This is a genomic window from Bacillus sp. FJAT-27225, assembly GCF_001685025.1.
In the GTDB taxonomy this organism is placed as follows: domain Bacteria; phylum Bacillota; class Bacilli; order Bacillales; family Cytobacillaceae; genus Bacillus_D.
The window spans coordinates 382,013-404,263 of the sequence record NZ_MAYU01000012.1 but is presented as its reverse complement, the minus strand read 5'-3'; the positions used below and the strand labels follow the sequence as shown (position 1 = coordinate 404,263).

General features: G+C 40.4%; 20 protein-coding genes and 1 riboswitch. Of the genes, 18 read left to right on the top strand and 2 right to left on the bottom strand.

Going from position 1 to position 22,251, the window contains the following annotated elements:
* Positions 1 to 68: 68 nt before the first annotated feature.
* Positions 69 to 803 (top strand): polysaccharide deacetylase family protein, encoded by a 735-nt coding sequence (locus tag A8F94_RS09455; RefSeq protein ID WP_066198885.1) that lies wholly within the window; start codon positions 69 to 71, stop codon positions 801 to 803.
* Positions 804 to 1,289: 486 nt separating this feature from the next.
* On the opposite strand, the gene A8F94_RS09450 is transcribed toward A8F94_RS09455, so the two are convergent.
* A complete protein-coding gene (locus A8F94_RS09450; protein WP_066198883.1) occupies positions 1,290 to 2,501 on the bottom strand; it encodes a trans-sulfuration enzyme family protein in 1,212 nt (403 codons plus the stop codon).
* A 99-nt stretch (positions 2,502 to 2,600) separates the two neighbouring features.
* On the opposite strand from A8F94_RS09450, the gene A8F94_RS09445 reads away from it, so the two are divergent.
* From A8F94_RS09445 to A8F94_RS09385, 12 genes are all read left to right on the top strand, one after another.
* Positions 2,601 to 3,566, top strand: a complete 966-nt coding sequence (locus A8F94_RS09445; RefSeq protein ID WP_077247630.1) for a uroporphyrinogen decarboxylase family protein — start codon at positions 2,601 to 2,603, stop codon at positions 3,564 to 3,566.
* A gap of 22 nt (positions 3,567 to 3,588) precedes the next feature.
* On the top strand, positions 3,589 to 4,968 hold the full coding sequence (locus A8F94_RS09440; protein ID WP_066198880.1) for an ABC transporter substrate-binding protein: 1,380 nt from the start codon (positions 3,589 to 3,591) through the stop codon (positions 4,966 to 4,968).
* An 89-nt stretch (positions 4,969 to 5,057) separates the two neighbouring features.
* Positions 5,058 to 5,939 carry a carbohydrate ABC transporter permease gene (locus A8F94_RS09435; RefSeq protein WP_217490915.1) on the top strand — a complete coding sequence of 294 codons (882 nt, stop codon included), beginning with the start codon at positions 5,058 to 5,060 and terminating at the stop codon, positions 5,937 to 5,939.
* 18 nt (positions 5,940 to 5,957) lie between these two features.
* The gene (locus tag A8F94_RS09430) at positions 5,958 to 6,818 is read left to right on the top strand and encodes a carbohydrate ABC transporter permease (RefSeq protein WP_217490914.1); all 861 of its coding nucleotides are present in this window, start codon (positions 5,958 to 5,960) and stop codon (positions 6,816 to 6,818) included.
* Between the two features lie 23 nt (positions 6,819 to 6,841).
* Positions 6,842 to 7,504, top strand: coding sequence for a GntR family transcriptional regulator (locus A8F94_RS09425; RefSeq protein WP_066198875.1), 663 nt, complete (start codon positions 6,842 to 6,844; stop codon positions 7,502 to 7,504).
* Between the two features lie 93 nt (positions 7,505 to 7,597).
* The gene (locus A8F94_RS26530; RefSeq protein WP_066198871.1) at positions 7,598 to 8,170 is read left to right on the top strand and encodes a DUF624 domain-containing protein; all 573 of its coding nucleotides are present in this window, start codon (positions 7,598 to 7,600) and stop codon (positions 8,168 to 8,170) included.
* A gap of 1,273 nt (positions 8,171 to 9,443) precedes the next feature.
* Positions 9,444 to 9,544, top strand: a riboswitch (purine riboswitch).
* A gap of 382 nt (positions 9,545 to 9,926) precedes the next feature.
* Positions 9,927 to 10,763, top strand: a complete 837-nt coding sequence (locus tag A8F94_RS09410) for an ABC transporter permease (RefSeq protein WP_066198866.1) — start codon at positions 9,927 to 9,929, stop codon at positions 10,761 to 10,763.
* Complete coding sequence (locus A8F94_RS09405; RefSeq protein ID WP_066198863.1) at positions 10,756 to 11,535, top strand: ABC transporter permease; 780 nt, start codon at positions 10,756 to 10,758, stop codon at positions 11,533 to 11,535. Before A8F94_RS09410 ends, A8F94_RS09405 begins: the two co-directional genes overlap by 8 nt.
* Before the next feature lie 39 nt (positions 11,536 to 11,574).
* Complete coding sequence (locus A8F94_RS09400; RefSeq protein ID WP_066198860.1) at positions 11,575 to 12,615, top strand: ABC transporter ATP-binding protein; 1,041 nt, start codon at positions 11,575 to 11,577, stop codon at positions 12,613 to 12,615.
* Positions 12,616 to 12,678: 63 nt separating this feature from the next.
* Positions 12,679 to 13,734, top strand: a complete 1,056-nt coding sequence (locus A8F94_RS09395; protein ID WP_066198858.1) for an ABC transporter substrate-binding protein — start codon at positions 12,679 to 12,681, stop codon at positions 13,732 to 13,734.
* 83 nt (positions 13,735 to 13,817) lie between these two features.
* Positions 13,818 to 15,530, top strand: coding sequence for an adenine deaminase (locus A8F94_RS09390; RefSeq protein ID WP_066198856.1), 1,713 nt, complete (start codon positions 13,818 to 13,820; stop codon positions 15,528 to 15,530).
* 32 nt (positions 15,531 to 15,562) lie between these two features.
* Positions 15,563 to 16,855: an amidohydrolase gene (locus tag A8F94_RS09385; protein ID WP_217490913.1), complete on the top strand. Its 1,293-nt coding sequence runs from the start codon at positions 15,563 to 15,565 to the stop codon at positions 16,853 to 16,855.
* 102 nt (positions 16,856 to 16,957) lie between these two features.
* Here the strand turns inward: A8F94_RS09385 and A8F94_RS09380 are convergent, their stop codons facing one another.
* Entirely contained in the window at positions 16,958 to 17,191 is a 234-nt protein-coding gene (locus A8F94_RS09380; RefSeq protein WP_066198850.1) for a DUF2188 domain-containing protein, read from the bottom strand.
* 353 nt (positions 17,192 to 17,544) lie between these two features.
* Here A8F94_RS09380 and A8F94_RS09375 point away from each other — a divergent pair, with 353 nt between their 5' ends.
* The 5 genes from A8F94_RS09375 to A8F94_RS26160 all read left to right on the top strand — a co-directional run bounded on the left by A8F94_RS09375 (position 17,545) and on the right by A8F94_RS26160 (position 21,910).
* Complete coding sequence (locus tag A8F94_RS09375; RefSeq protein WP_066198848.1) at positions 17,545 to 18,162, top strand: acetate uptake transporter; 618 nt, start codon at positions 17,545 to 17,547, stop codon at positions 18,160 to 18,162.
* A 554-nt stretch (positions 18,163 to 18,716) separates the two neighbouring features.
* On the top strand, positions 18,717 to 20,315 hold the full coding sequence (locus A8F94_RS09370; RefSeq protein WP_066198845.1) for a PTS transporter subunit EIIC: 1,599 nt from the start codon (positions 18,717 to 18,719) through the stop codon (positions 20,313 to 20,315).
* Positions 20,316 to 20,372: 57 nt separating this feature from the next.
* Positions 20,373 to 21,056, top strand: coding sequence for an N-acetylmannosamine-6-phosphate 2-epimerase (locus A8F94_RS09365; RefSeq protein ID WP_066198842.1), 684 nt, complete (start codon positions 20,373 to 20,375; stop codon positions 21,054 to 21,056).
* A 60-nt stretch (positions 21,057 to 21,116) separates the two neighbouring features.
* Positions 21,117 to 21,398: a MurR/RpiR family transcriptional regulator gene (locus A8F94_RS26165; RefSeq protein ID WP_254660826.1), complete on the top strand. Its 282-nt coding sequence runs from the start codon at positions 21,117 to 21,119 to the stop codon at positions 21,396 to 21,398.
* Positions 21,399 to 21,427: 29 nt separating this feature from the next.
* A complete protein-coding gene (locus tag A8F94_RS26160) occupies positions 21,428 to 21,910 on the top strand; it encodes an SIS domain-containing protein (protein ID WP_254660825.1) in 483 nt (160 codons plus the stop codon).
* Positions 21,911 to 22,251 lie beyond the last annotated feature (341 nt).

Below are 22,251 nucleotides of genomic sequence, written 5' to 3'. Positions count from 1 at the left end.
GTGAAACGCCTGGTCTGATGCGGATGAGCAATCCGTAAAAGGGAACTCTATTTTATGGAGGTGGTTATGTGAGCAGACTGGTTTTGTTCATGTTTGCAATCGTTGTTTTGCTTATTGTGCCGGACCGGGCATTTGCGGAGAAGAAGGTGCCGATTCTTGTTTACCATTCGATAGCGGAATTCACAGGTAGCGGGCAAAAGGATCTTTATGTAACCCCGGACAACTTTGAGAGACAGATGCGTTATTTGAAGGAACATGGTTACACACCATTGACGTTTGAACGCTGGGATGAGATTGACAGGGTAGACAAGCCTGTGTTCGTAACGATTGACGATGGCTATAAGAATAACTTGAGCGTGAAGGCAATTTTTGAAAAAGTGAGGGGTGGAGGCTTTCAGCCGTCAGCTACCTTGTTCGTTATTTCCGATTTTATTGGTAGACGGAACCGTCTGTCTGAGGCGGACTTGAATGAGCTTTCCAAAACCGGGATGTTTTCGGTCCAATCGCATACGGCCACCCACCCGGACCTGACCAAGGCGGTAAACTTCGTGCACGAGCTAAAGGATTCAAAAGATAAAATTCAGCGGATTACCGGGAAGCCAGTTATTGCGCTGTCGTATCCATATGGAAATGCAAACGCGAAGGTCGTGGCTGAAACGAAGAAGTATTATCAATTTGGACTGACGACTACCCCAGCTCCTTTTGTCAAAAAGAATGTGGCTGACGAGAATTTTATTCTGCCGCGGTTGTATGTGAAGTATTCGACAACGATTGGTGATTTTGCCAATATTGTTGGTCCGTGAATAATTCGTAATGATACAATCCATTTTGGTAACATGATAATGTTGAAAGCGAGACAAGCGGTTAAGGAGTCCGTGCAAGTTGTAAACTTCACTTGCATTGCAGGGAACTCAATACCCCGGACAGAAATCAGGGAAGCATTTCCATGGTTCACCGAAAGAGGCAATTAACCAGGTCCTGGATGGAATTGAAATCGCACAAGTAAAGAGCTTACCGGGACTTTAAAGAAATGAAATTCTTCGTAAAACAAAGAAATTGAAGGCTTGTCACAACGGCAAAACAGCCAGAATTCTAGGTGTCTCACGGACACTCATCTCAAAAGCATAACCGACCTGAGACCAGAGGGATGGTTTAATTGGCTTATCGGTGGAATGCCATAAAAACCGTCCCTGCGGGGTCCATCTCATTATACGAAAAGCATTAGAGTATTCTGAATGGTTTTTGCAAAAAAAGAAACCGGGAAGAAACGTTCCCTCCCGGTTATCTGTTTATTTAGCTTGCTTTTTGCAAAGCCGTTCTTCAATTACCTGAAGCGCCTGGCTTAAATCATTGATGAGATCCTGGGGACACTCCAGCCCAACTGACAAACGAATCAGCCCGTCCGTTATGCCAAATCTTTGTTGTTCTTCAGGCGGAATCGAGAAATGCGTCATGCTTGCCGGATGTTGGATCAGGCTCTCGGGATCGCCGAGGCTGAAAGAAATCATAATTAATTTGAGAGCATTTATAAATTCCTTGCTTGCTTTTAATCCTCCTTCAACTTCAAAGGAAATGATTCCTCCCATTGCCCTCATTTGTTCTTTTGCCAACTCATGCTGTGGGTGTGAAGCTAACCCGGGGTAATGGACATTTTTTACCGCTGGATGGGCTTCCAAATATTCGGCCACCTTCTGGGCACTCGTACAATGGCGTTCCATTCTCATCCCCATCGTTTTGATTCCTCGTAAAATTAAAAAGGCTTCCCAGGCATTTAAATTTTGGCCTAAATCGCCCATGAGTTTTTTCCTCATGAAATGAATCAGCTCCGCGTTTCCAACGACAAATCCAGCAACAACATCGCCGTGCCCGTTAAGGTATTTGGTTGCACTATGGACCACAATGTCAGCACCAAGTATGAGCGGATTTTGTAGATAAGGACTCATAAACGTGTTATCTACAATTAAAGGGATACCATTTTTCTTACATAAGCCTGCCAGAGCTTTAATATTCAACACGGTAAGTAAGGGATTCGAAGGGGTTTCAATATATAAAGCTTTGGTATTTGGCTTTATGGCCAGTTGGACTGCTTCAATATTCCTGCAATCGACAAAATCAAATTGAATCCCGAACCTGGGTGCAAGTGACGTTAAAAAACTGTATGTTCCCCCATACACATCCTTCGTTACTAAAATATGATCGCCCTGCTGGCAAACAGCTAATATGGCGGTGGATATAGCGGCCATGCCGCTGCTGACGCCCAGCGCTTCTTCTCCTTCCTCAAGCTCAGCAATTTTCTTTTCCAGCACCTTTACCGTTGGATTCCCATAACGCCCATAATATTCACCATTCATTTCACCTGAAACGACAGCTGCTGCAGATTCTACGTCCGGAAAAGAATAGGCAACAGCCGGTACAATCGGCTGGGAAACAGCACGAGTAATGGGATCTGGTGATTTGTGAGAATGGATGGCTTTTGTATCAAAATTCCAAAAATAATCCAAGAAATTTCCCCCTTTCTGAATTTTATAAATTGTTTGACACTTTAATCATACTACTGGTATGATTAAAGCGTCAATTAAAAATGAAACTGGGGTGAAGAGTTGAATAAAAAAGAGCGAGTCTTAAGGGCTGTTAAAGGAATGGAAGCAGATCGTGTACCCGCCGGGTTCTGGCTGCATTTTCCGGAACACATGCATAATGGAGATGAAGCTGTACATGCCCACATTGATTTTTACCAAAAAACGAATACAGATATTCTGAAAATTATGAACGAGAATCTTGTTCCATACAATACACCTATAACAAAGGCTGAGGATTGGAAAAACATTCGGCCTTTAAGTCTGAAGGACGATTTTATTGTAAGACAGCTTGATATTATCAAAAGAATTACAGACCAGCTTGGCGATGAAGCAGTCATTCTGACCACCATCCACGGAACAATCGCTTCTGCATTCCACGCAAGGGGCGGAGGGGAGAATTACGATGCTTTAAGAACTGTCTTATCGAGCCATTTGCGCGAACAGCCCGAAATTGTCTCTAATGCATTTCGGATTTTATCGGAAGGAATGGCGGAATTTGTTCACGCTTGTCTCGAGGCAGGAGCACAGGGCATCTATTACTCTGCTCTCGGGGGTGAGAGAGAATTGTTTACAGATGAGGAATTTGAGACTCATATTAAGGACAATGATCTCATGATATTAAACGCAGCGAAAAATGCTAGCGCCTTCAATGTCCTCCATATTTGTAAGGACAACGTGAATTTTAATCGTTATACTGATTATCACCCGGAAGTTGTGAACTGGGCTATTCATGAGAATGATTTAAGTTTGCCAGAAGGAAAGCAGTTATTCCCCGAAAGCGTGATTCTTGGCGGTTTGGACGATCGGAGCGGGGTTTTAGTTAATGGCACACAAGAGGAAATTGAACAAGCTGTCTTTAAAACACTGGATAAAATCGGCACCCGCCGCTTCATTCTTGGCGCCGATTGTACCTTGCCGACGGAACTTTCCTATGAACAAATTAAACTGGCAGTTGAGGCAACATGCAAATATAAAACCAAATCCTAATTTAGCAGTGGGGGGAAGTAAAATGAAGAGCAAAATAAAAAGAATAATTGGTATTTCTTCTTTATCCATGATTCTTTTTGCAGCAGGATGCTCCAGTAAAGATACGAGCAGTGAGGGCCCAAAAAAGGATGGGGAATCAGAAACTTTCCCGGCCGGTACGATGCAAATCTATGGATATGGGCAGCCGCAGTATACAATGGAATATTATAATAACTGGTTGGAGCGGAACAGAAAAATAGCACCAGAAGTGAGATTTGAGATGGTTCAGACAGAAGGCGAAGCGGATGCAAGACAAAAGGTGGTCACGTCTTTTGCGGCTGGGGCTTATGATGAAATGGCTGATGTTCTCCAAACCGCACCTGTCAGTATGATTGATATGGCCGAGGGCGGCATCCTAATGGATTTAACTGATTTTGTTAAGCCTTTGGAGGACAAACTCGTAGACGGGGCTTTGAACCAAGTCACCTATGAAGGAAAAATTTACGGGCTGCCTGACTCCGTTCGCCCGCAGATGCTTTTTTACAATCAGGAGATTTTTGATAAATATAATATCGATCCAAAGGAAATGGATACGATGGAGGGTTATATTGAAGTAGGAAGAAAGTTAAAAGAAGCAAGCGGCGGTAAAGTTAAACTTTCCTATATTGATCCGGGCAGCTTGACATGGAGATATTATGGACGCCGTGGTTTGATGCCGCAGGCAAATGCAAAAATCTGGGATGAAAAAGGTAATATTGTCATCGATAAGGATCCTGGTGCGAAGCTTGCATTTAAAACGCTTGAAACGTTGGTGAAAGAAGATTTAGTGCTGAAAAGCCAAATTATGCAGGCGCCTCTCTATGATGCAACCAGAAGAGGAGAAGTTGCTACCTTCTATATTGGCGCATTCTGGGATGAATTCATCCGTAAAAACCTGTCAGATATGGAAGGAAAGTGGCGAGTGATGCCGGCTCCAATGTTTACAGAAGTTGGCAAGCGAGGTGCCCCTGTTACCAGTATGTTTGCTATAGTGAATAAACCTGAACCGAAGTATGAGGGTTTATTTAAGAAACTTTGGCATGACTTCCAGTTTGATGCGAAAGAACGCCAAGTCTGGACAGAATCAATGGTTAAGCAAAACGCACCATATGCAAACCCAATCGCTAATGACTTGCTGGAAGATCCGTTCTGGAAGGAGCCATCTGATTACTACGGTGGTCAGTCTTTTAGAGAAATGGAAGGATTTTCACTGGAGAATGCAGCTGAAAACCTCCGGGTAACGAAAGATGATGCGGAAGCGGACCAAATTATTTCAGTCGAGCTTGAAAAGTTCATTGCTGGTGACCAGACCATGGAAGAAGCAGTTGCTAACATGGGTAAGAACTTAAGAGCTAAGATTGGAAAAACAGTACCAGAAAAATAAATAGAATAAAATTTTAATAAGAGCTAGATATAGTTGCCTATAGATAGCTCTTTCCCTTTATAACCTTAAGAAAGGGGGGCGGGATTAGAGTGATAGTAAACTCGATTAAAAAGATTAGTAAACATCGTAATCCTTATTTATTTATCTCTCCATTTTTTATCCTGTTTTTCGTATTTCAACTATACCCAATGGTTGAGACGTTTCGGATTAGTTTTACTGAATGGAACGGCATAGGCGAACCGAAAGATATCGGTTTCGCTAACTATAAACTATTAATGAAAGATTATATGTTTTGGGATGCAGTAAAAAACACCTTTATTTATTGGATTACTGCCCTATTATCCATTATTCCACTGGCCTTACTCATTTCAGTCCTGCTGAATTATAAAAACCTAAGGGCCAGGCGGTTTTTTCAAAGTATGACTTTTTTCCCTTATGTGTGTGCAACCGTGGCAATGGGCCTGATTTTTAATATTATGTTCGATGAAAATTCAGGAATTATTAATGAAATAGCAGGTTTATTTGGATTCAATTCCGTCCAGTGGCTGACCAGTTTATCGTTATCCAAAATTCCAGTTATTGTCTTAAATGTTTGGCGTCATACCCCTTGGTTTACTTTGATAATTTTATCCGGTTTAATGACGATTCCAACTGAATACTATGAAGCAGCTAGAATAGATGGAGCCAACGTGTTTCAACAATTTTTCAAAATTACTCTGCCTTCTTTAGGTGGCATTCTATTATTCTGTTTCATTACCATTACCGTTGATTCGTGGAATATTTTTACGGAGCCGTATATATTGAAGGGGCCAGGTACATCAAATATTTCCTTATTTCAGTATATGTATGAAAGCAGCTTTAAGCTCTTCAAATTTGGATATGCGGCCGCCATCGGCTATATCCTGACAATCATTTTGATTGTACTTTCGGTGATTCAGCTGGTGTTAATGAGAAAAAGGGGCGGATTATAAGGGAGGTTAGCTTCTGGTATGTATATGACCAGCAAAAGAAGGAACACAACTTGGGATAGAAGAATAACCAACTTTGTGGTATATTCTCTATTGACCGCTGTTACCATAATATGTATTTTTCCAGTCATTTGGATGATTGCGATAGCGCTTAATCCGGTTTCAGAAAGCGTCGCCGGATTTAAAGCCATTAATCTCAAAAATGCAACTTTCGATAATTTTGCTGCAGTAGCGGAACTTATTCCAATCTTTAAGCACATGTTTAATAGCTTGTTTACGACTTTGGTTGGTACAGCATCAACATTGTTTTTCTGTGCGCTTGCCGGCTATGGATTCGCCAAGTTTCGATTCCCGGGGCGCAATGTCTTATTCTATCTTGTAATTGCGACGATGTTAGTTCCCCTTGAAGTGGGAGTGATTCCCCTATTTGTCGTCATGCGGAATTTAGATTTAGTGAATAGCCTTTGGGCGCTCATTATTCCAAAAGCAGCTACGGCGATAGGCATTTTTTATATGAGACAATATATTGAAGGGGTTCCGGACGAAATTCTCGAAGCAGCGCGGATAGATGGCTGTTCTGATTTTAAAATATTTTGGCGGATCATTTTGCCGATTATTCAGCCGGGATTAGCAGCATGGGCAACACTTACATTGATCACGCGGTGGAATGATTTCTTCTGGCCGTTAATTTTCCTGCGTTCCCAAGAGAAATTCACTTTAATGGTCTCAATCTCTTTATTACCTGTAAGTGAAGGCCTATCAACACCATGGCCTGTTATTATGGCTGGGACAACACTGGCTGTTGTACCTATTATCATTTTGTATTTTATTTTTCAACGTTTTCAAAAGGAGGAAATTACCGCAGGTGCAGTAAAGGGGTAAAACTCAAAGGAGTATACAATTAAATGAAAAAAAATAATTCTTTAAAGACAGAAATCCATAATAAAATTTACACAGAAATCTTAACTGGCAACTTTCCAGTTAATAGTATTATTACTGAAAAACAGCTTATTGAAATGTTTCAAGTAAGTAAAACGACGATTCGTGAAGCACTTGTGGAGCTCGGGAATGAAAAGGTTTTGGAAAGTATGCCAAGGTATGGCTATCGGATTGTGCAGCTGGACCAAAACGATATTGAAGAGGCCATCGAGGCGAGATTGATACTGGAGCTTTCCAGCTTTGACAGGATTGTCCCCCGTTTTAACGATGATTGGATACAAAAATTAAAAGATTTTTCGGGTCAGAGTGACAAAACCCGGATTCGTGGAGATATTTGGACACATTGGAACAATAACCTGCAGTTTCATTTATTGTTAAATAGCTTTTCAGGCAATGCTTGGGTAAAGGAACTCCTAGAAAAAACATTGAAAATTTTAGGGCGTGCCTATGCGCAATGTTATTGGAATCAGCAGGGAAATCAGCCTTTTGATTTAGATATTGTTTTGCATCATGAGTTTGTTGCCAACTTGGAGAAAAGGCAATTCAATGTGGCAAGGCAGAAACTGGAGGAAGATATTTTAGCCTTTCGTGCTATATCCCCGTATAAGATGCGGAACTTTAATAACTAGGTCCATCAAGAAGTAAGAAGTGGTATCCTTATTAAGGAGGCCACTTTTTTGTAAAAAAAAAGATTCTGTGGCAAAAACACTAGGGTGACGCTCATGAACTTCTTGCATAGTAAATACTATTATATTTTTGAAAAAATCTCGAATTTCCTTCTCTTAAATTTATTGTGGTTGTTACTGAGTATGCCTGTGATTATTCTCTTACCGGCAACGGCAGCAATGTTCGGGGTAATAAGAAGTTGGATAAAAAATAAGGAAACAAGCGTAATTCGTGTTTTCTTTGAACTATTCAAAGAAAATTTTAAACATAGTCTCCTTTTCGGTATTATCTGGGCCATTTACGCGGCTAGCGCATATATCAATCTAGTAATTGCCGTTGGTTATTGGAAGGTTACATTAACTCTTCTTTTAATAGCCTTGGGAATTATTCTAACTTTTATGACGGTTTATATTTTTCCGGTTATGGTCCATTACCAGACAAGATTTATTGAATTGATGCAAAAGTCATTGTACTTTTCGGTGAGATTTCTTCCGTTCACCATTTTATGCATTCTCCTATTCATTGGTACAATAGCTGTAATGATACATTTTCCGGTTTCCTCTCTCATTGTTCCCAGCCTTGCAGCTTATGTTATTTCTATAATATGTTTGAAGACCTTTAACTTATAGTAAACTGGAAAAGGTTTAAACAGTAACAGTAAAAAGGTTGCCTCATCTAGTAGTGATAGGGTGAGGAGAAGGGAAGGGGGGAACTAGGATAAAAACCAGTAAAACACGACCGCTGTTCGAAAGCCGGGAGTTATGAAAAAGAATTTGCGCCTTATAACAGTAACCTTTTCTATTTTCAGTCTATTTATATCACTATTAAGTTTACAGTCATTCTCGATCCTGCCATTGTGGTTGAAAATTAGTATTGTTTTAATTGTTATCAGTTCTGCTGCTCTTTTTGTTTTTGGTCTTTATTGGTGAAACAATTAAAATTTGAAAACTGGATCAAATATGGAAGATATATTTTTCTGTTCCTTCTTATCATCAGTGTTCATCTGCTGCTAACGTCGAATGCAATGTATATTGTTGGAGTCCATGAGGGTGAAATCAAGGAGCAGGTAAACTTTTTGCAGTTTACCATTCTCATGTATTTCGCTGCTGCGGGCACATTCTTTATCTTGTCTCTTTTGCTATCTTCACCTAAGCTAAGAAAAGTAAATAGCCTAAAGGCATACATAATAGGATCTGTTACCGCCGTAGTGATTTTTGCTACTTCATTGGCTATTTTGAATAGAGTGGAAAGGACTGTATTTATCAATTCGGAGTGGTTTCTTTCGCTTTTGAGTTTTTTACAGCGGCTGTACTGATACTCTTTCCAGCGACAGTTTTAGGAACAAGTATGATACGTAAAAGCCTTGGAGGTTTTGAAAAATGAATTTGTCAGTTTCACTTTGTGGAAGCAACAAAGGAGTTGAAGGCTGATAAAATTTAGGACTATATTGCCTGCCTTTATCCAGAGGGTAACTTAAGAATTTAAATTACTATTTTTTTTCATTCTGAGTTGGCTACCTCTACTACATTTTTCTAGTTTCAAGTAATTGTTATTTGGACGTTGTTACGAGTAGGCTTTTTATGTGGTATCGATGATTCCTCGTGGATGGTTGACATCCTCTATTGTCTAGAAAAGTGTTCCTCCATTGGCAGCTCCAGTTGATATCGATTCCATTAGAGGAGGCAATCTCCCTTGTGGTCTTTTTTTCACTCAGGTCATCTGGCTCGTTTGAGTTTTAAATTCTAGTGTGTATTTAACCTCCATCAACATCACCTCATTTTTGCCTAGTTTTATGGGAACCATTATTTTCGATTTATTTCTTTTATATTTAAAATATTATGATTAATTAATTATATTAAAATACCTTTTTTTATGGTGAATTTCCTGATATAATCGACTAGCAATCAAATAAATAGTTTCACTCATATAATCGCAGGGATATGGCCTGCAAGTTTCTACCGAACCCCGTAAAGGTTTCGACTATGAGTGTCGATATACTTGTGTTTAATTCTTTTATAGAGAAGAGACCAATTTGAATTGGGAGCCCAAGATATATTGTTCACTCATCAGAGCGTACAATATATCTTGGGCTTTTTTAGTGAATTTATACAAACATAAGGTTAGGTAATTCTCAATTTAACAGTTTTCTGTGGGAATAGTTGTGCAAGTAGGAAGATGTCAAATGGTATATTTCTTGGACATTTTTACTTACACATAATTTTTTTACTCGTTTTTTCGTAAAAATACGAACATTGATTATTAGTTAAATGAAAATATTCACATTTATGCTTCCTGGACCTTTTTGTATTAGCTAAGGGTTATTGCTACGCGTTGTTCATCATCATTTAATAATACCGTTTTAAAAAATGGAAAGTGAGGCCAGACATGAAACAAAGAAGATTCCCTTATATCATCTTGGCTCCAGGTATAATTCTGTTGATTTTATTCTTGGTATTGCCTTTGATATCAATTATTTTTCCCACCTTCTTTGATGGAGGATTTACCCTCGCCAATTATACTGCATTCTTCATGGATGATTATAATATGGGCATTTTTTGGCGGACGATAAAAATTTCACTGGTTGTGACGTTGATATGCGTAGCCTTAGGAGTTCCAACTGCTTACTATATTTCCCAGAGTCCGAAGAAGTGGCGCGGCCTGTTGATGTCTTTAACATTGTTTCCGTTACTAACCAATTCGGTTGTACGAAGTTTCGCATGGATTACCATTCTAGGACAAGACGGTGTTGCAAATAATCTCTTAATGAGCGCAGGCTTGATTACCAAACCGCTTACCTTGCTTTATACAGAATTCGCGATTGTGGTTGGATCAGTATATCTATTCTTGCCCTTAATGATCATAACCTTAGTTGGGATTTTAGAAAATATTGAAACCGAAATTATGGAAGCGGCAGAAACCTTAGGTGCCAATCGCTTTATTGCTTTTATCAAGGTCATATTGCCGTTAAGTGTGCCAGGGATCATTGTTGGCAGTATATTGGTTTTCACAGGAACAATGACAGCCTATACGACTCCACAACTATTAGGTGGAAACCGAAATATCATGCTTTCTACATTCCTGTATCAGAATGCAACTGCATTAGGCAACTGGCAAGGTGCAAGTGTCATTGCATTGATTATGATTGTAGCAACTCTAATCGTTATGAAGTTGTTTAACATGGTTGCCAGGCGCATGGATAAGAGAGGTGAGGTAAGTGCGTAAACAAATTGGCTTAAAAATCTTTGCGGGTTTGGTATTTGCGTTTCTATTTATTCCATTACTTATTATTGTCATAACCTCTTTTGGAACAAATTCAACGATTCAATTCCCAATTGAAGGTTTTACTCTTGACTGGTACAGCAAGGTATTTAGCACCGAGTCGTTTGTGGACAGCTTCCTTCTTAGTTTGCAAATCGCTTTTTTCGGGACAGTTTTGGCGCTGTTAGTCGGGATTCCGGCAGCCTATTCACTGGCGCGCCACAACGTATTTGGGCGTGATTGGATTAAAAGCTTCTTTCTTTCACCGACGATTGTACCGGGTTTGGTCGTTGGCTATTCCTTGTATCAATTTATTGTTATACAATTCCAATTTCCGGTCATTCAAGGCTTGCTGCTGGGTCATTTCTTGATTTGTTTGCCTTATGTCATCCGGGTAGTAGGTTCAGCCATCGAACAGTTAGATACTTCAATTGAGGAAGTATCATGGACATTAGGCTGCACGAAATTACAAACATTTAGCAAAGTGGTACTACCGAATATTTCTTCAGGTATTTTTGCTTCGTTTATGCTGGCATTCATTAATTCTTTTAACAATATTCCGGTATCACAGTTTTTATCAGGCCCCGGTGTGACAATGCTGCCAACGAGCTTAATGAATTATATCGAATACAATTATGACCCATCTGTATCAGCGTTATCGGTTATTTTAATGCTAGGCACAATCGTCCTCATGTACATTATTGAAAAAACATTAGGACTGGCAAGTATTTCATAGGAACAGCCAAGATAGAACAGCAAAGGGGGGACAACCATCATGTCCTATGTTGAATTAAAAGATATTCGTGTAAGTTATGATAACCAAACCAACATATTAAAGGATTTAAATTTATCAATTGAAAAAGGCGAATTGGTTTCCTTATTAGGTCCATCTGGCTGCGGGAAAACAACCACTTTACGTGTGATTGCAGGGTTGATCCAACCAAATGAGGGTGAATTCCTTGTTGATAATCAAAACTTGACAAAGGTGCCGGTGCATAAGCGTGAATTTGGTATGGTATTCCAAAGCTATGCTTTGTTTCCCCATCTCACCATTAAGGAAAACGTCGCGTTCGGATTAAAATTACGCAAAGAAAAAAAGAGCACGATTGAAAAAAAGGTCAAAGATATTTTAGCGATTACAGGCTTGGAAGAACTGGGTGACCGCTATCCAAAACAACTCTCGGGCGGCCAAAGACAGCGTGTGGCTTTAGCGCGGGCTCTCGTAATTGAACCTAAATTATTATTATTGGATGAACCATTGAGTAATCTGGATGCTAAATTGCGTGTGGCAATGCGGATTGAAATTAAACGTATCCAAAGTCAATTAGGGATTACATCTGTATTTGTCACACATGACCAAGAAGAGTGTTTCTCTATTTCTGACAAGGTCGCTGTCATGAATAAAGGGATTATCGAACAGTTCGATACCCCTGAGGAAATTTATAAAAACCCAAAAACGGAGTTCGTCGCTCGCTTTATAGGCTTTGAAAACTTCTTTGATTTAACTCAAGTGCAAGATGGCAAGTATAAAGCGGCTGATGGAACGGTTTTCTTAAGTACCCGCCAATGGGAAACTGGAAAACGTACCGGAACCATTCGTCCAGATGACATCGATATTGTAGCAAGCACTGAATCAAATACTAATAACATCGTGTCCGGGACGATTAAAGTCCGTACATTCTTAGGGAAGGCATATCAATACGAGGTTGATACCTCTATCGGTACATTGCTTGTCAATGAAGCGGATGATGTCATTTATCAAGTCGGAGATTCTATTACCCTATCAATTCCAGCACATAAACTTATCGTTGTTTGATTCATCATGAGAATTGCTGAAAAATAAAAAATACAACAGGATCAATCAAAAGGAGAGAAAAAAATGAAGAAAAAATTAGGCTTGGCAAGTTTAACGTTAGTAACGGCTAGTATATTGGCTGCTTGTGGCGGCGGTGAATCTGCTGCAAAAAAAGATCAACAAACCTTGATTGTTTCTACGTTTGGTCTGGAAGAAGATAAAATGCAGGAAGATGTCTTCAAGCCGTTTGAAGAAAAATACAATGTAGACATTGTATTAGAATTGGGTACAAGCTCGGAACGTGTTACAAAACTGAAAAGCAACCCAAACTCAACGGTTGATGTCATTGAACTATCCCAATCCAATGCAGCTGATGGAGCGGCGGCAGACTTATTTGAAAAAATTGATAGCACCAAAGTACCGAATATGGATAACTTGATCGATAGCGCAAAAGAATTATCTGCAGATGGTTCTGGCCCTGCATACACGTTGAACAGTATTGGGATTATTTATAATAAAGAGGCAGCAGGCATGGAAATTGATGAATGGGAAGACCTTTGGGATCCGTCCTTGAAAGGAAAAATTTCGATTCCTGACATTGCTTCAACATTCGGCCCAGCGATGCTTCATTTAGCAAGTGATTACGAGAATGTCGACATTACAACTGATAATGGAGAAGCGGCCTTTAAAGGGATTACAAAGTTAGCGCCAAATGTTGTAAAAACGTATAGCAAATCTTCTGATCTAGCAAACATGTTCCAATCAGGTGAAATTGTCGCAGCTGTTGTAGGTGACTTTGCAGTTCCGATTATTTCTGAATCAAATCCAAATGTTGAATATATCGTCCCACAATCCGGAACATACGCAAACTTTAACACAATCAACGTCAACAAAAACTCTAAAAACAAAGACTTGGCTTATAAATATATTGACTGGAGATTAAGCCAGGAAGTACAGGAAAAAACGGCTGTGTCTATTAATGAAGCACCATCAAATAAAGAAGTTGTTCTAGACGGAGAAACGGCAAAGAACAAAACATATGGTGAAGTGGCAGAACGCACTAAAAAGATTGATCCACTATTCGTAAATGAAAACCTTAAATCATGGATTGATCAGTGGAATAGAATTCTGAATAAATAATAATATCACGAAGGAGGAGAAAGGCTAAGAATGATTCTTGGCCTTTTTCTCTTTTATGATGAGTAGGATGGAGGGACAGGTAAATGCAAGTCGATTTAGTGATTAAAAATGCACGGGTTTTTAACACGTTTACAAAAAAGTTTGAAACGAAAAATGTTTCTATTGTTGGCGATAAGTTTTTCTACTTGAAGGCTGGCGAATTTGAGGATATAGAGGCTGTTAAAGTGGTGGATGCTAAAAATCAGTATATGGTTCCAGGTTTAATGGATATCCATATGCATATTGAAAGCTCCATGACTTCACCTTCTATTTTTTCGGAGGCGGTCTTACCACACGGAGTGACAACTGTTGTTGCTGATGCTCATGAGATTGCGAATGTGTTTGGGATGGAAGGTTTGGAGGCGTTCTTCTCACAGCCTAGTACGATGGATATTTTCTTTGCAATTCCTTCCTCTGTCCCTTCAACTACGCCCGAATTAGAAACAACTGGCGGCATTATTGGGGTTGAAGAAGTGAAAAGGCTTTTGCAGCATCCTAAAGTCATTGCGCTGGGTGAAGCGATGAACTTCAATGGAATTGTGAATGAACCCGATTCTTTGATTCGGCAAATTATACATGCAGTTCAAACGGAGAGACCTTTTATGCCTTTGGAAGGCCATATTCCTCGTGTTTCTGAAATGGATTTGGCAAAATTTTTATACGCAGGCCTAACGGCTGACCATACTCACCAGTCGCCCGAATCGGTTTATGAGAAGGTCACGAGCGGGATGTTTTTGGAGTTGCAGAAGAAATCAATTACACCGGAAAATATACGGGTGATTGTTGAAAATCAATTTTATGAATATGTAGCCATCATTACGGACGATATAATGGCGGACGATTTACTCGAAGGACACTTGAATGCAAATGTGCGTTTGGCGATTGCATGCGGAATGCCAGTGGAGCAGGCACTATACTGTGCGACTTATACGCCTGCCAGACGGATGGGATTTCAGGACCGGGGGGCGATAGTCCCTGGCTTTAAAGCAGATTTCCTATTGTTGGGGGATGTTGAAAACCTGGATATTGCTGCAGTTTATAAGGATGGCAAATTGGTGCATGAAAAAGGAAATGATTTCAGGTACCCAGCCAAGAAACCAAATTTCCCTGAGCATTTTTACCAATCTCTTCAATGCCGGCCCTTAACATCAGAGGATTTGCGTATTAAGGTAAAGGCTTCTGAAAAGGCGATAGTCAACGTGATCCAAATTTCTGTAGTGGGTACATTTACCGAACATGTACAGCGGGAAGTCAGAGTTGTAGATGGATACCTGGATTGGGAGAATAGTGGATTGGCCCTGATTGTTGTGATGGAGCGATATGGAAAGACTGGAGACATCGCCTACGGTTTTGTCGAAAATGCTTTAACTGAAAAAGGAGCCGTTGCCACTACCTGGGCTCATGACCATCATAATTTAATGGTGATGGGAACGAGTGTGGAAGATATAGTAATCGCACAAAACCAATTATTGGACATGCAGGGTGGGTATACCGTTGTACAGGACGGAAAGGTACAAGCGATTTGCCCATTACAAGTGGGAGGCATTATGAGCGATGCACCGATACAAGAATTGGGTGCACAATTGAAGGCAGTTCGCCAAGCGATGATTAGGTTAGGGTATCGCAACAGCAATGAAATTATGTCTTTCTCGACTTTGTCATTGCCAGTCTCACCAGCTATAAAGATTACAGACAAAGGAATGATGAATGTACGTTCCCAACAGATAATCCCATTAGTAGAAGGTGAACAAATGTGAGGACACTCATCAAAAATGCCTGGATTTTAACGATGAATGAACAAATGGAGCAATTTCAAAATGGCTATTTACTAATAGACGGGGGGGAAATTGCGGATGTTGGTGCCATGGATTCATTGCCGAACAATACCGCATATGACAGGTGCTTGAATGCCGAGGGGGCTATTTTACTGCCTGGTATGGTAAATACGCATACGCATATTGGCATGATTCCCTTCCGTTCTTTAGGTGATGACTTTCCAGATCGGCTGCGCCGTTTCTTATTTCCATTAGAAAATGAGTGTATGAACGAACAATTAGCCTACACGAGTGGACGATATGCGATTGCTGAAATGCAGCTTGCCGGTGTAACGACTTTCTTTGATATGTATTATTTTGAGCATGAATTGGCGAAGGCAGCAGAGGAAATGCATAGCCGTGCCATTTTAGCAGAAACGGTTATCGATTCGATAACAGTGGATGTCACAGAGCCAATGGGAGGATTGCAATACGCTGAACAGTTTATTCCGAAGTGGCAAGGAAATAGCAGAATCCAAGCTTCAGTAGCCCCGCATGCACCTTACTCGAATACCATTGAAGTGCTTCTCGAAGCCGATCGTTTGTCTCAAAAATATAATGTGCCATGGATGATGCATGTGAGTGAAATGGATTTTGAAATGGACAAATACCGTGAAGAACGCGGTCAAACTCCGATTGAATTTTTAGAGGAAATCGGCGTATTGAGCCCAAGACTCGTAGCAGCACACTGCATTCATCTGTCCGACCATGATATTGAGCTCTTAAAGAATTATGATGTGAAAGTGGCTCATTGTATCGGTGCTAATACGAAATCTGCCAAAGGAGTAGCGCGTGTACGAGATTTATTATCTGCCGGTATAGCGGTGGGGTTGGGAACAGATGGTCCAAGCAGTGGCAATACACTCGATTTATTCAGCCAAATGCGATTGTTTGCCAATTTTCATAAAACCTATTTAAAGGATCGCAGTGCATTTCCAGCAGAAGAAATAGTCACGTTAGCGACAATGGGGGGAGCGAAAGTTTTAGGCCTGGAGGAGAAAATTGGCTCAATCGAGACAGGAAAACAGGCCGATTTCATCTTGGTAGAAACCGACTCAGTCAATATGTTCCCCATATTTGATCCGTATTCTGCTTTAGTGTACTCCGCTAATGCTTCAAATGTAAAAGATGTATTCATCGCTGGCAAGCAGGTCGTTGCAGGAAAAAAAATAGTTCATTTCGATTTGGCTGAATTAAGAGCAGAGCTTGCCGGAGCTATGGAACAATGCGGTTTTAAAAAAAAAGCCTTAAAAGCGATGGAAGTTTAGATGCCTGGGACTCCCCGAATGATCTGTTTCACATGATATTTTAAAGTGAAATACTGAATTATTACGATTGGCCGGGTATTCGGTACCCGGCCATTCTTCATGTCAATTTTTATCCTTTGGAGGATTGGGGTCGTTCCCATAGCTGTTTGAATTTGCTATTTTTCCATCTTTATTATGAATGCGGTGTTCTGTGTTATCTTGTTTTGCTGCGCGTCGGCCGCTTTCTTCCGCATCTGCTTTGGTTCGGTGATGGCTGATTGTCTTACCATCTTGTTTATTATCCCAGCCCCCAGCATTGTTCGGGACAGTATGGACCGACGGTTTCTTATCCGGCATATAGTTTCACCTCACTATTAGGTTCTTTGATTTAGTCCATAATTCCCTGTTACATAGTTGGGTGAAACCTGGTTATCTTGGGCTTAGGGTAGGGCTTTTCTATCCTTTGGAAACCGCTGAATTATTTTTAAAATCGCTGAATTAATCGCCCAAACCGCTGAAATATTGTGAGAAACCGCTGAATTATTATTTCAGTGCCGAAGAGTCGGTGAAGTTAAAGGGGACGGTTCCGCTTGGCATACCAGAAACATTCCCTTTAAACATTTATTTCACAGTTTTGCCATCTAAATTCTATTGACTCCCCTTCTAAAGTCCTATAACCTTGGTAAGTATGACTTTTTTAGGAGGAACAAATGGATACTCAGAAATCGACACAAGTAAAAATCACAACCGCAGATCCATCTGCACTTGGCCTATTCGGGCTCGCAATGGTAACATTCGTTGCATCTTCACAAAAATTGGGCTTAACTGAAGGGCTTTCCTTTATCCTGCCTTGGGCTTTCTTCCTCGGCGGTATTGCACAGCTGTTCGCGGCTGTACAGGATTCAAAGCACAATAATATTTTTGGAACCACAGCGTTTGGCGCCTTCGGACTTTTCTGGTTCGGAGTCGGCATGTCATGGCTAATCCAGCTTGGAGCATTCGGTGATAAGCTTGCTTCCGATGCTGATCCGAAACAGCTTGGCTTTGCATTTATCGGCTATTTAATCTTCAGTATCTTTATGACAATCGGAGCGATGGAAACACACAAAGTCTTGTTTTCCATTTTTGTCATGATCGACTTTCTATTTATCGGTTTATCTCTAAGTTCGTTCGGTATCATGTATGAAGCGACTCACATGCTCGCTGCCATTTCCGAGATGCTCATTGCACTGCTATCCTTCTACGGCGCAGCAGCCATTGTATTGAACACTCACTTTGGACGAGTTGTATTGCCAATCGGAAAACCGTTTGGGATTTTTAAGAAATAAATACTAATAGGGACGGTTCTCCTCAGCCATTTGGCAAAGGGGAGCCGTCCCTGTTTTTTGGAAGAAATACAGGGCGGCATAAACGTTACTCTATTGCCTACGCACTTAAGTCTTTAGTGTTGCTAAGACATCTATTAGAGGAGCAGCCCAATCCGGATAGTATGGTACCATATTTAATAGGCCATTACATCTATCCTAATTACAGAGAGTGAATTAACAGCTTCAAGAAATCCTTCATCCTAAAGAGAAAATTAAGTTAACTAAAATATTTGCTTATTTGTCCTATCAGAAAAACGGTATGGGTTTTATTCGTATTTTGGCAGTACCAAGACTGCCTGAACAGAATATTACGTAAAGGATTATAACTAAAAAGTAAGTTTTAATTCACAAATGAAAGCGTTTACCCTGTATATAAATCTTTTAATCAAATATAATTAATTTGAAAATAAATTACAAAATAAAGGAGTGATGATATTTAATTACATTGAAAAGATACAAAAAAGTTCGTGTCTCCATTGAATTCCAAATGAGGTTAACAAAAGGGAGGGATAGGAATGTTTGAAAAGCTTCAGCGCTTAGGAAAGGCCTTTATGATTCCTATTGCTGTATTGCCAATTGCGGGTTTGATGCTTGGAATCGGTGCTGCATTTACCAACCCACTTATGGTTGAAACCTATGGATTGACTGGTATCCTGGGTGAAGGTACGATTTTATACTATATTTTAAGTACGATGTCAGCGATAGGAAGTATCGTGTTCAGCAACTTGCCATTAATCTTTGCGGTTGGTATTGCCTCCGGGCTGGCATTACAGGAAAAAGGAGCGGCCGGGTTATCGGCATCAATTGCTTTTCTTGTCATGCATGTTATTATTAGTACCATTTTAGGATTTTTGGGTCATACTCCGGATACGACTTCGGTCGACTATTTCTTAAAACAGGGGTTAGATCCGGTAGAGGCTGCAAAACAAGCAAACGTTTATGGGTATGAACTTGGCATTTTTACCGTTAGAATTGGTGTGCTTGGAGGAATTATCGTTGGGTTGCTTGTCGCCTTTTTAGCAAACAAATATTATGACAAGAAGCTGCCGGATGCGCTATCTTTTTTCTCGGGAGTAAGATTCATTCCGATTATTTCAGTTTTATCCATAAGTGTAGTAGGTGCTATCATTCCATTTATTTGGCCATATGTTCACCTTGGCATTTCAACGTTTTCGGAATTCTTTGGGAGAACTGGCCCGATTGGGATGTTCTTCTATGGATCCCTGATGCGGCTTCTCAATATCTTTGGCCTTCATCATGCGATTTATCCGTTATTCTGGTACACATCCCTTGGTGGGGAGATGGAGGTAGCCGGAAAATTGGTGCAAGGTGGACAAAGTATTTTCTTTGCCCAGCTGGCTGACCCAGCAACGACACAATTTTCTGCCGAGGCTACTAAGTATTTTACAGGCGGTTACTTACCGATGATGTTCGGCCTCCCGGCTGCCGCACTTGCCATGTATCGGACTGCAGAAGATAAAAATAAAAAAATTGTTGGCGGTATCCTGTTTTCTGCTGCCCTGACATCGTTCTTAACAGGAATTACCGAACCAATCGAATTTACATTCCTTTTTGTAGCACCGCTCCTTTACGGAATTCATGCGGTATTAGAGGGATTATCGTATGCAATCCTCTATGCTCTTGATGTAGCAGTGGGCGTTACTTTTTCAAGGGGGATTATCGATTTTACTTTATTCGGTTTATTGCAAGGTAATGAAAAAACGAATTATATTTGGATCCTGATCCTCGGAATTCCAACAGCGATTATTTATTACTATGTATTTAAGACACTTATTTTGAAATTCAATCTTAAAACTCCAGGACGTGGCGAAGATACTGAGAATAAATTATATACAAAGAAAGATGCTCTTTTGAAAGACGTTGATGTTGAAGAAGTCATTGCTGCGCTTGGTGGAAGAGATAACCTGGTTGACGTGGATGCATGTATCACCCGGTTAAGGGTAACAGTAAAAGATACAAGCAAAGTAGCCGAAGATTCGGTTTGGAGAGGAAATCTAAAGGCAAAAGGTGTTTTCAAAAGTGGTTCAGGTGTGCAGGTCGTATATGGAGCACTTGCTGAGATCTTAAAGAATGAGATAAATAAGGTCAAATAGTGTTGTTTACACGTTAAAAGAATTCAACATCAATATCCAGATATAGCAGGTGACAAAATGCTAGAACAAATCAAAAAAGGCCTTGTTGTTTCGTGCCAAGCGTTAGAAAATGAGCCGCTTCATAGCTCATACATCATGTCAAAAATGGCCCTTGCCGCAAAACAAGGTGGAGCAGTCGGGATACGTGCGAATTCCAAACAGGATATTTTCGCCATCAAAAAAGAGATAGATCTTCCTGTTGTCGGAATTGTAAAGAGAGACTATCCAGACAGTGAAGTCTTTATCACAGCGACAAAAAGAGAAGTGGCTGAATTAATTGAATCAGGGTGTGAAATGATTGCGATGGACGCAACACTCAGGAAGCGTCCAAATGGCGAAACAGTAGGAGATCTCGTTTCATATGTAAGAGACAATCATCCACAGGTCCAGCTTATGGCAGACATTTCTACATTGGAAGAAGCATTAAAAGCAGAAGGGTTGGGGTTTGATTGTGTCTCGACCACCCTGCATGGTTATACAAAAGAGACAAAAGGATCTAAACTATACGAGAATGATTTTGAGTTTGTAAAAAAAATCCTTGGTCACGTCTCAATCCCTGTTGTTGCTGAAGGAAATATTATGACGCCTGAAATGGCAAGAAAAGTTCTTAGCCTTGGTGCTCATTCAGTTGTCGTGGGCGGGGCCATCACGCGGCCTCAGCAAATTACCAACCGCTTTGTGGAAGAAATAACGAGGGACTGATTCTTCCATCAGAGAGTGATTTTCTCTATTGGTGGGTTGCCCGTTATGAGTGGATAACTAATGAGAAGAAAGGGGGAATCTAAGGTTACGCTTTTGAAGGAAATTCAATCGAGGTATTCTTCCTTATCCGATAAAGAAAAAGGCATAGCAGATTATTTACTTTCTTCTCCCACCGAGGCTTCCCAGAGCACTATCAAAGATATAGCAGACAAGACAGGTGTATCCGTTGCAACGGTTACCCGTTTTTGCAGAAAAGTGGCCTGTACGAACTTTGTAGAATTAAAAGTAAAGCTGGCAAGAGAACGCATCACGAAGAAAATGATAATCTTGATTCAGAAATAACAAGCCAGTATGCAGATGTGCTCCGCCATATGCAAGGCCTCAACAGTTTTGGGTCGATTGTAAAAGCACTTAAATTGTTGACAGATGCAAGGCGGATTTACATCTTTGGTTTAGGAAGTTCGGGCCTCGCTGCGCAGGAATTAAACTATCGATTGAGCAGAATGGGATTTGTTTGTGAAGCAGTGACTGATCCACACTTAATGATTATCAGAAGTACTTTATTAGTGAAAGGCGATTTGCTGGTAGCCTTTTCCCGTTCGGGGCAAACAAGGGATTTAATCACTTCTGTAAAGAAAGCTAAAGGCAATGGGGCCAAGCTCGTTTCTCTGACTGCATACGGTAATACCTATCTGACAAAGCTTTCTGATGAAGTGTTATGGACCATTCATCCCCTTCGCAATGCCTATTTATCAACAGGTTTAGATTTAAGTGCGCTTTATCTGATTGATTTAATTAGCATGCATTTCTTAAAGGACCCGAAGAGAGAATATACCAGGAGACAGTTTCCGTAATTTCATCAGAATCGCATATTACTAGTTGACAGACGCAAAGGGACGGTTCTTGTTTGCCAAAAAGCAAACCAGGACCGTCCTCTTGCCTTTATTCCCCCTCACTGTTATGACATCTTTCGATCGTCATTGGTCTTATTAAGATTTAGATACATTATGAATTTGGAGTATGTGTCCCACTTGAAAAGGCTGCCTTCGGGTCATGAAAAGCATTCTGGCAAGTCCAATTACCAACTCTTCAATTCTTGCTGGGCTTCATGTTATTGAGGATAATCGTGAGAATAAATTGAATTAAGTTAAAATTAGGAAGCCGGAAGTGTCCCGTGCTTCTATTTTTGTGCCAG

Excerpts from the sequence above, each read along its gene's own strand:
- A8F94_RS09430 (WP_217490914.1), top strand. The coding sequence starts at position 5,958 with ATGTATATGACCAGCAAAAGAAGGAACACAACTTGGGATAGAAGAATA.
- A8F94_RS09440 (WP_066198880.1), top strand. The coding sequence starts at position 3,589 with ATGAAGAGCAAAATAAAAAGAATAATTGGTATTTCTTCTTTATCCATG.
- A8F94_RS09390 (WP_066198856.1), top strand. The coding sequence starts at position 13,818 with ATGCAAGTCGATTTAGTGATTAAAAATGCACGGGTTTTTAACACGTTT.
- A8F94_RS09365 (WP_066198842.1), top strand. The coding sequence starts at position 20,373 with ATGCTAGAACAAATCAAAAAAGGCCTTGTTGTTTCGTGCCAAGCGTTA.
- A8F94_RS26165 (WP_254660826.1), top strand. The coding sequence starts at position 21,117 with ATGAGAAGAAAGGGGGAATCTAAGGTTACGCTTTTGAAGGAAATTCAA.
- A8F94_RS09400 (WP_066198860.1), top strand. The coding sequence starts at position 11,575 with ATGTCCTATGTTGAATTAAAAGATATTCGTGTAAGTTATGATAACCAA.
- A8F94_RS26160 (WP_254660825.1), top strand. The coding sequence starts at position 21,428 with ATGCAAGGCCTCAACAGTTTTGGGTCGATTGTAAAAGCACTTAAATTG.
- A8F94_RS09380 (WP_066198850.1), bottom strand. The coding sequence starts at position 17,191 with ATGCCGGATAAGAAACCGTCGGTCCATACTGTCCCGAACAATGCTGGG.
- A8F94_RS09395 (WP_066198858.1), top strand. The coding sequence starts at position 12,679 with ATGAAGAAAAAATTAGGCTTGGCAAGTTTAACGTTAGTAACGGCTAGT.
- A8F94_RS09410 (WP_066198866.1), top strand. The coding sequence starts at position 9,927 with ATGAAACAAAGAAGATTCCCTTATATCATCTTGGCTCCAGGTATAATT.
- A8F94_RS26530 (WP_066198871.1), top strand. The coding sequence starts at position 7,598 with ATGAACTTCTTGCATAGTAAATACTATTATATTTTTGAAAAAATCTCG.
- A8F94_RS09425 (WP_066198875.1), top strand. The coding sequence starts at position 6,842 with ATGAAAAAAAATAATTCTTTAAAGACAGAAATCCATAATAAAATTTAC.
- A8F94_RS09370 (WP_066198845.1), top strand. The coding sequence starts at position 18,717 with ATGTTTGAAAAGCTTCAGCGCTTAGGAAAGGCCTTTATGATTCCTATT.
- A8F94_RS09385 (WP_217490913.1), top strand. The coding sequence starts at position 15,563 with ATGAATGAACAAATGGAGCAATTTCAAAATGGCTATTTACTAATAGAC.
- A8F94_RS09375 (WP_066198848.1), top strand. The coding sequence starts at position 17,545 with ATGGATACTCAGAAATCGACACAAGTAAAAATCACAACCGCAGATCCA.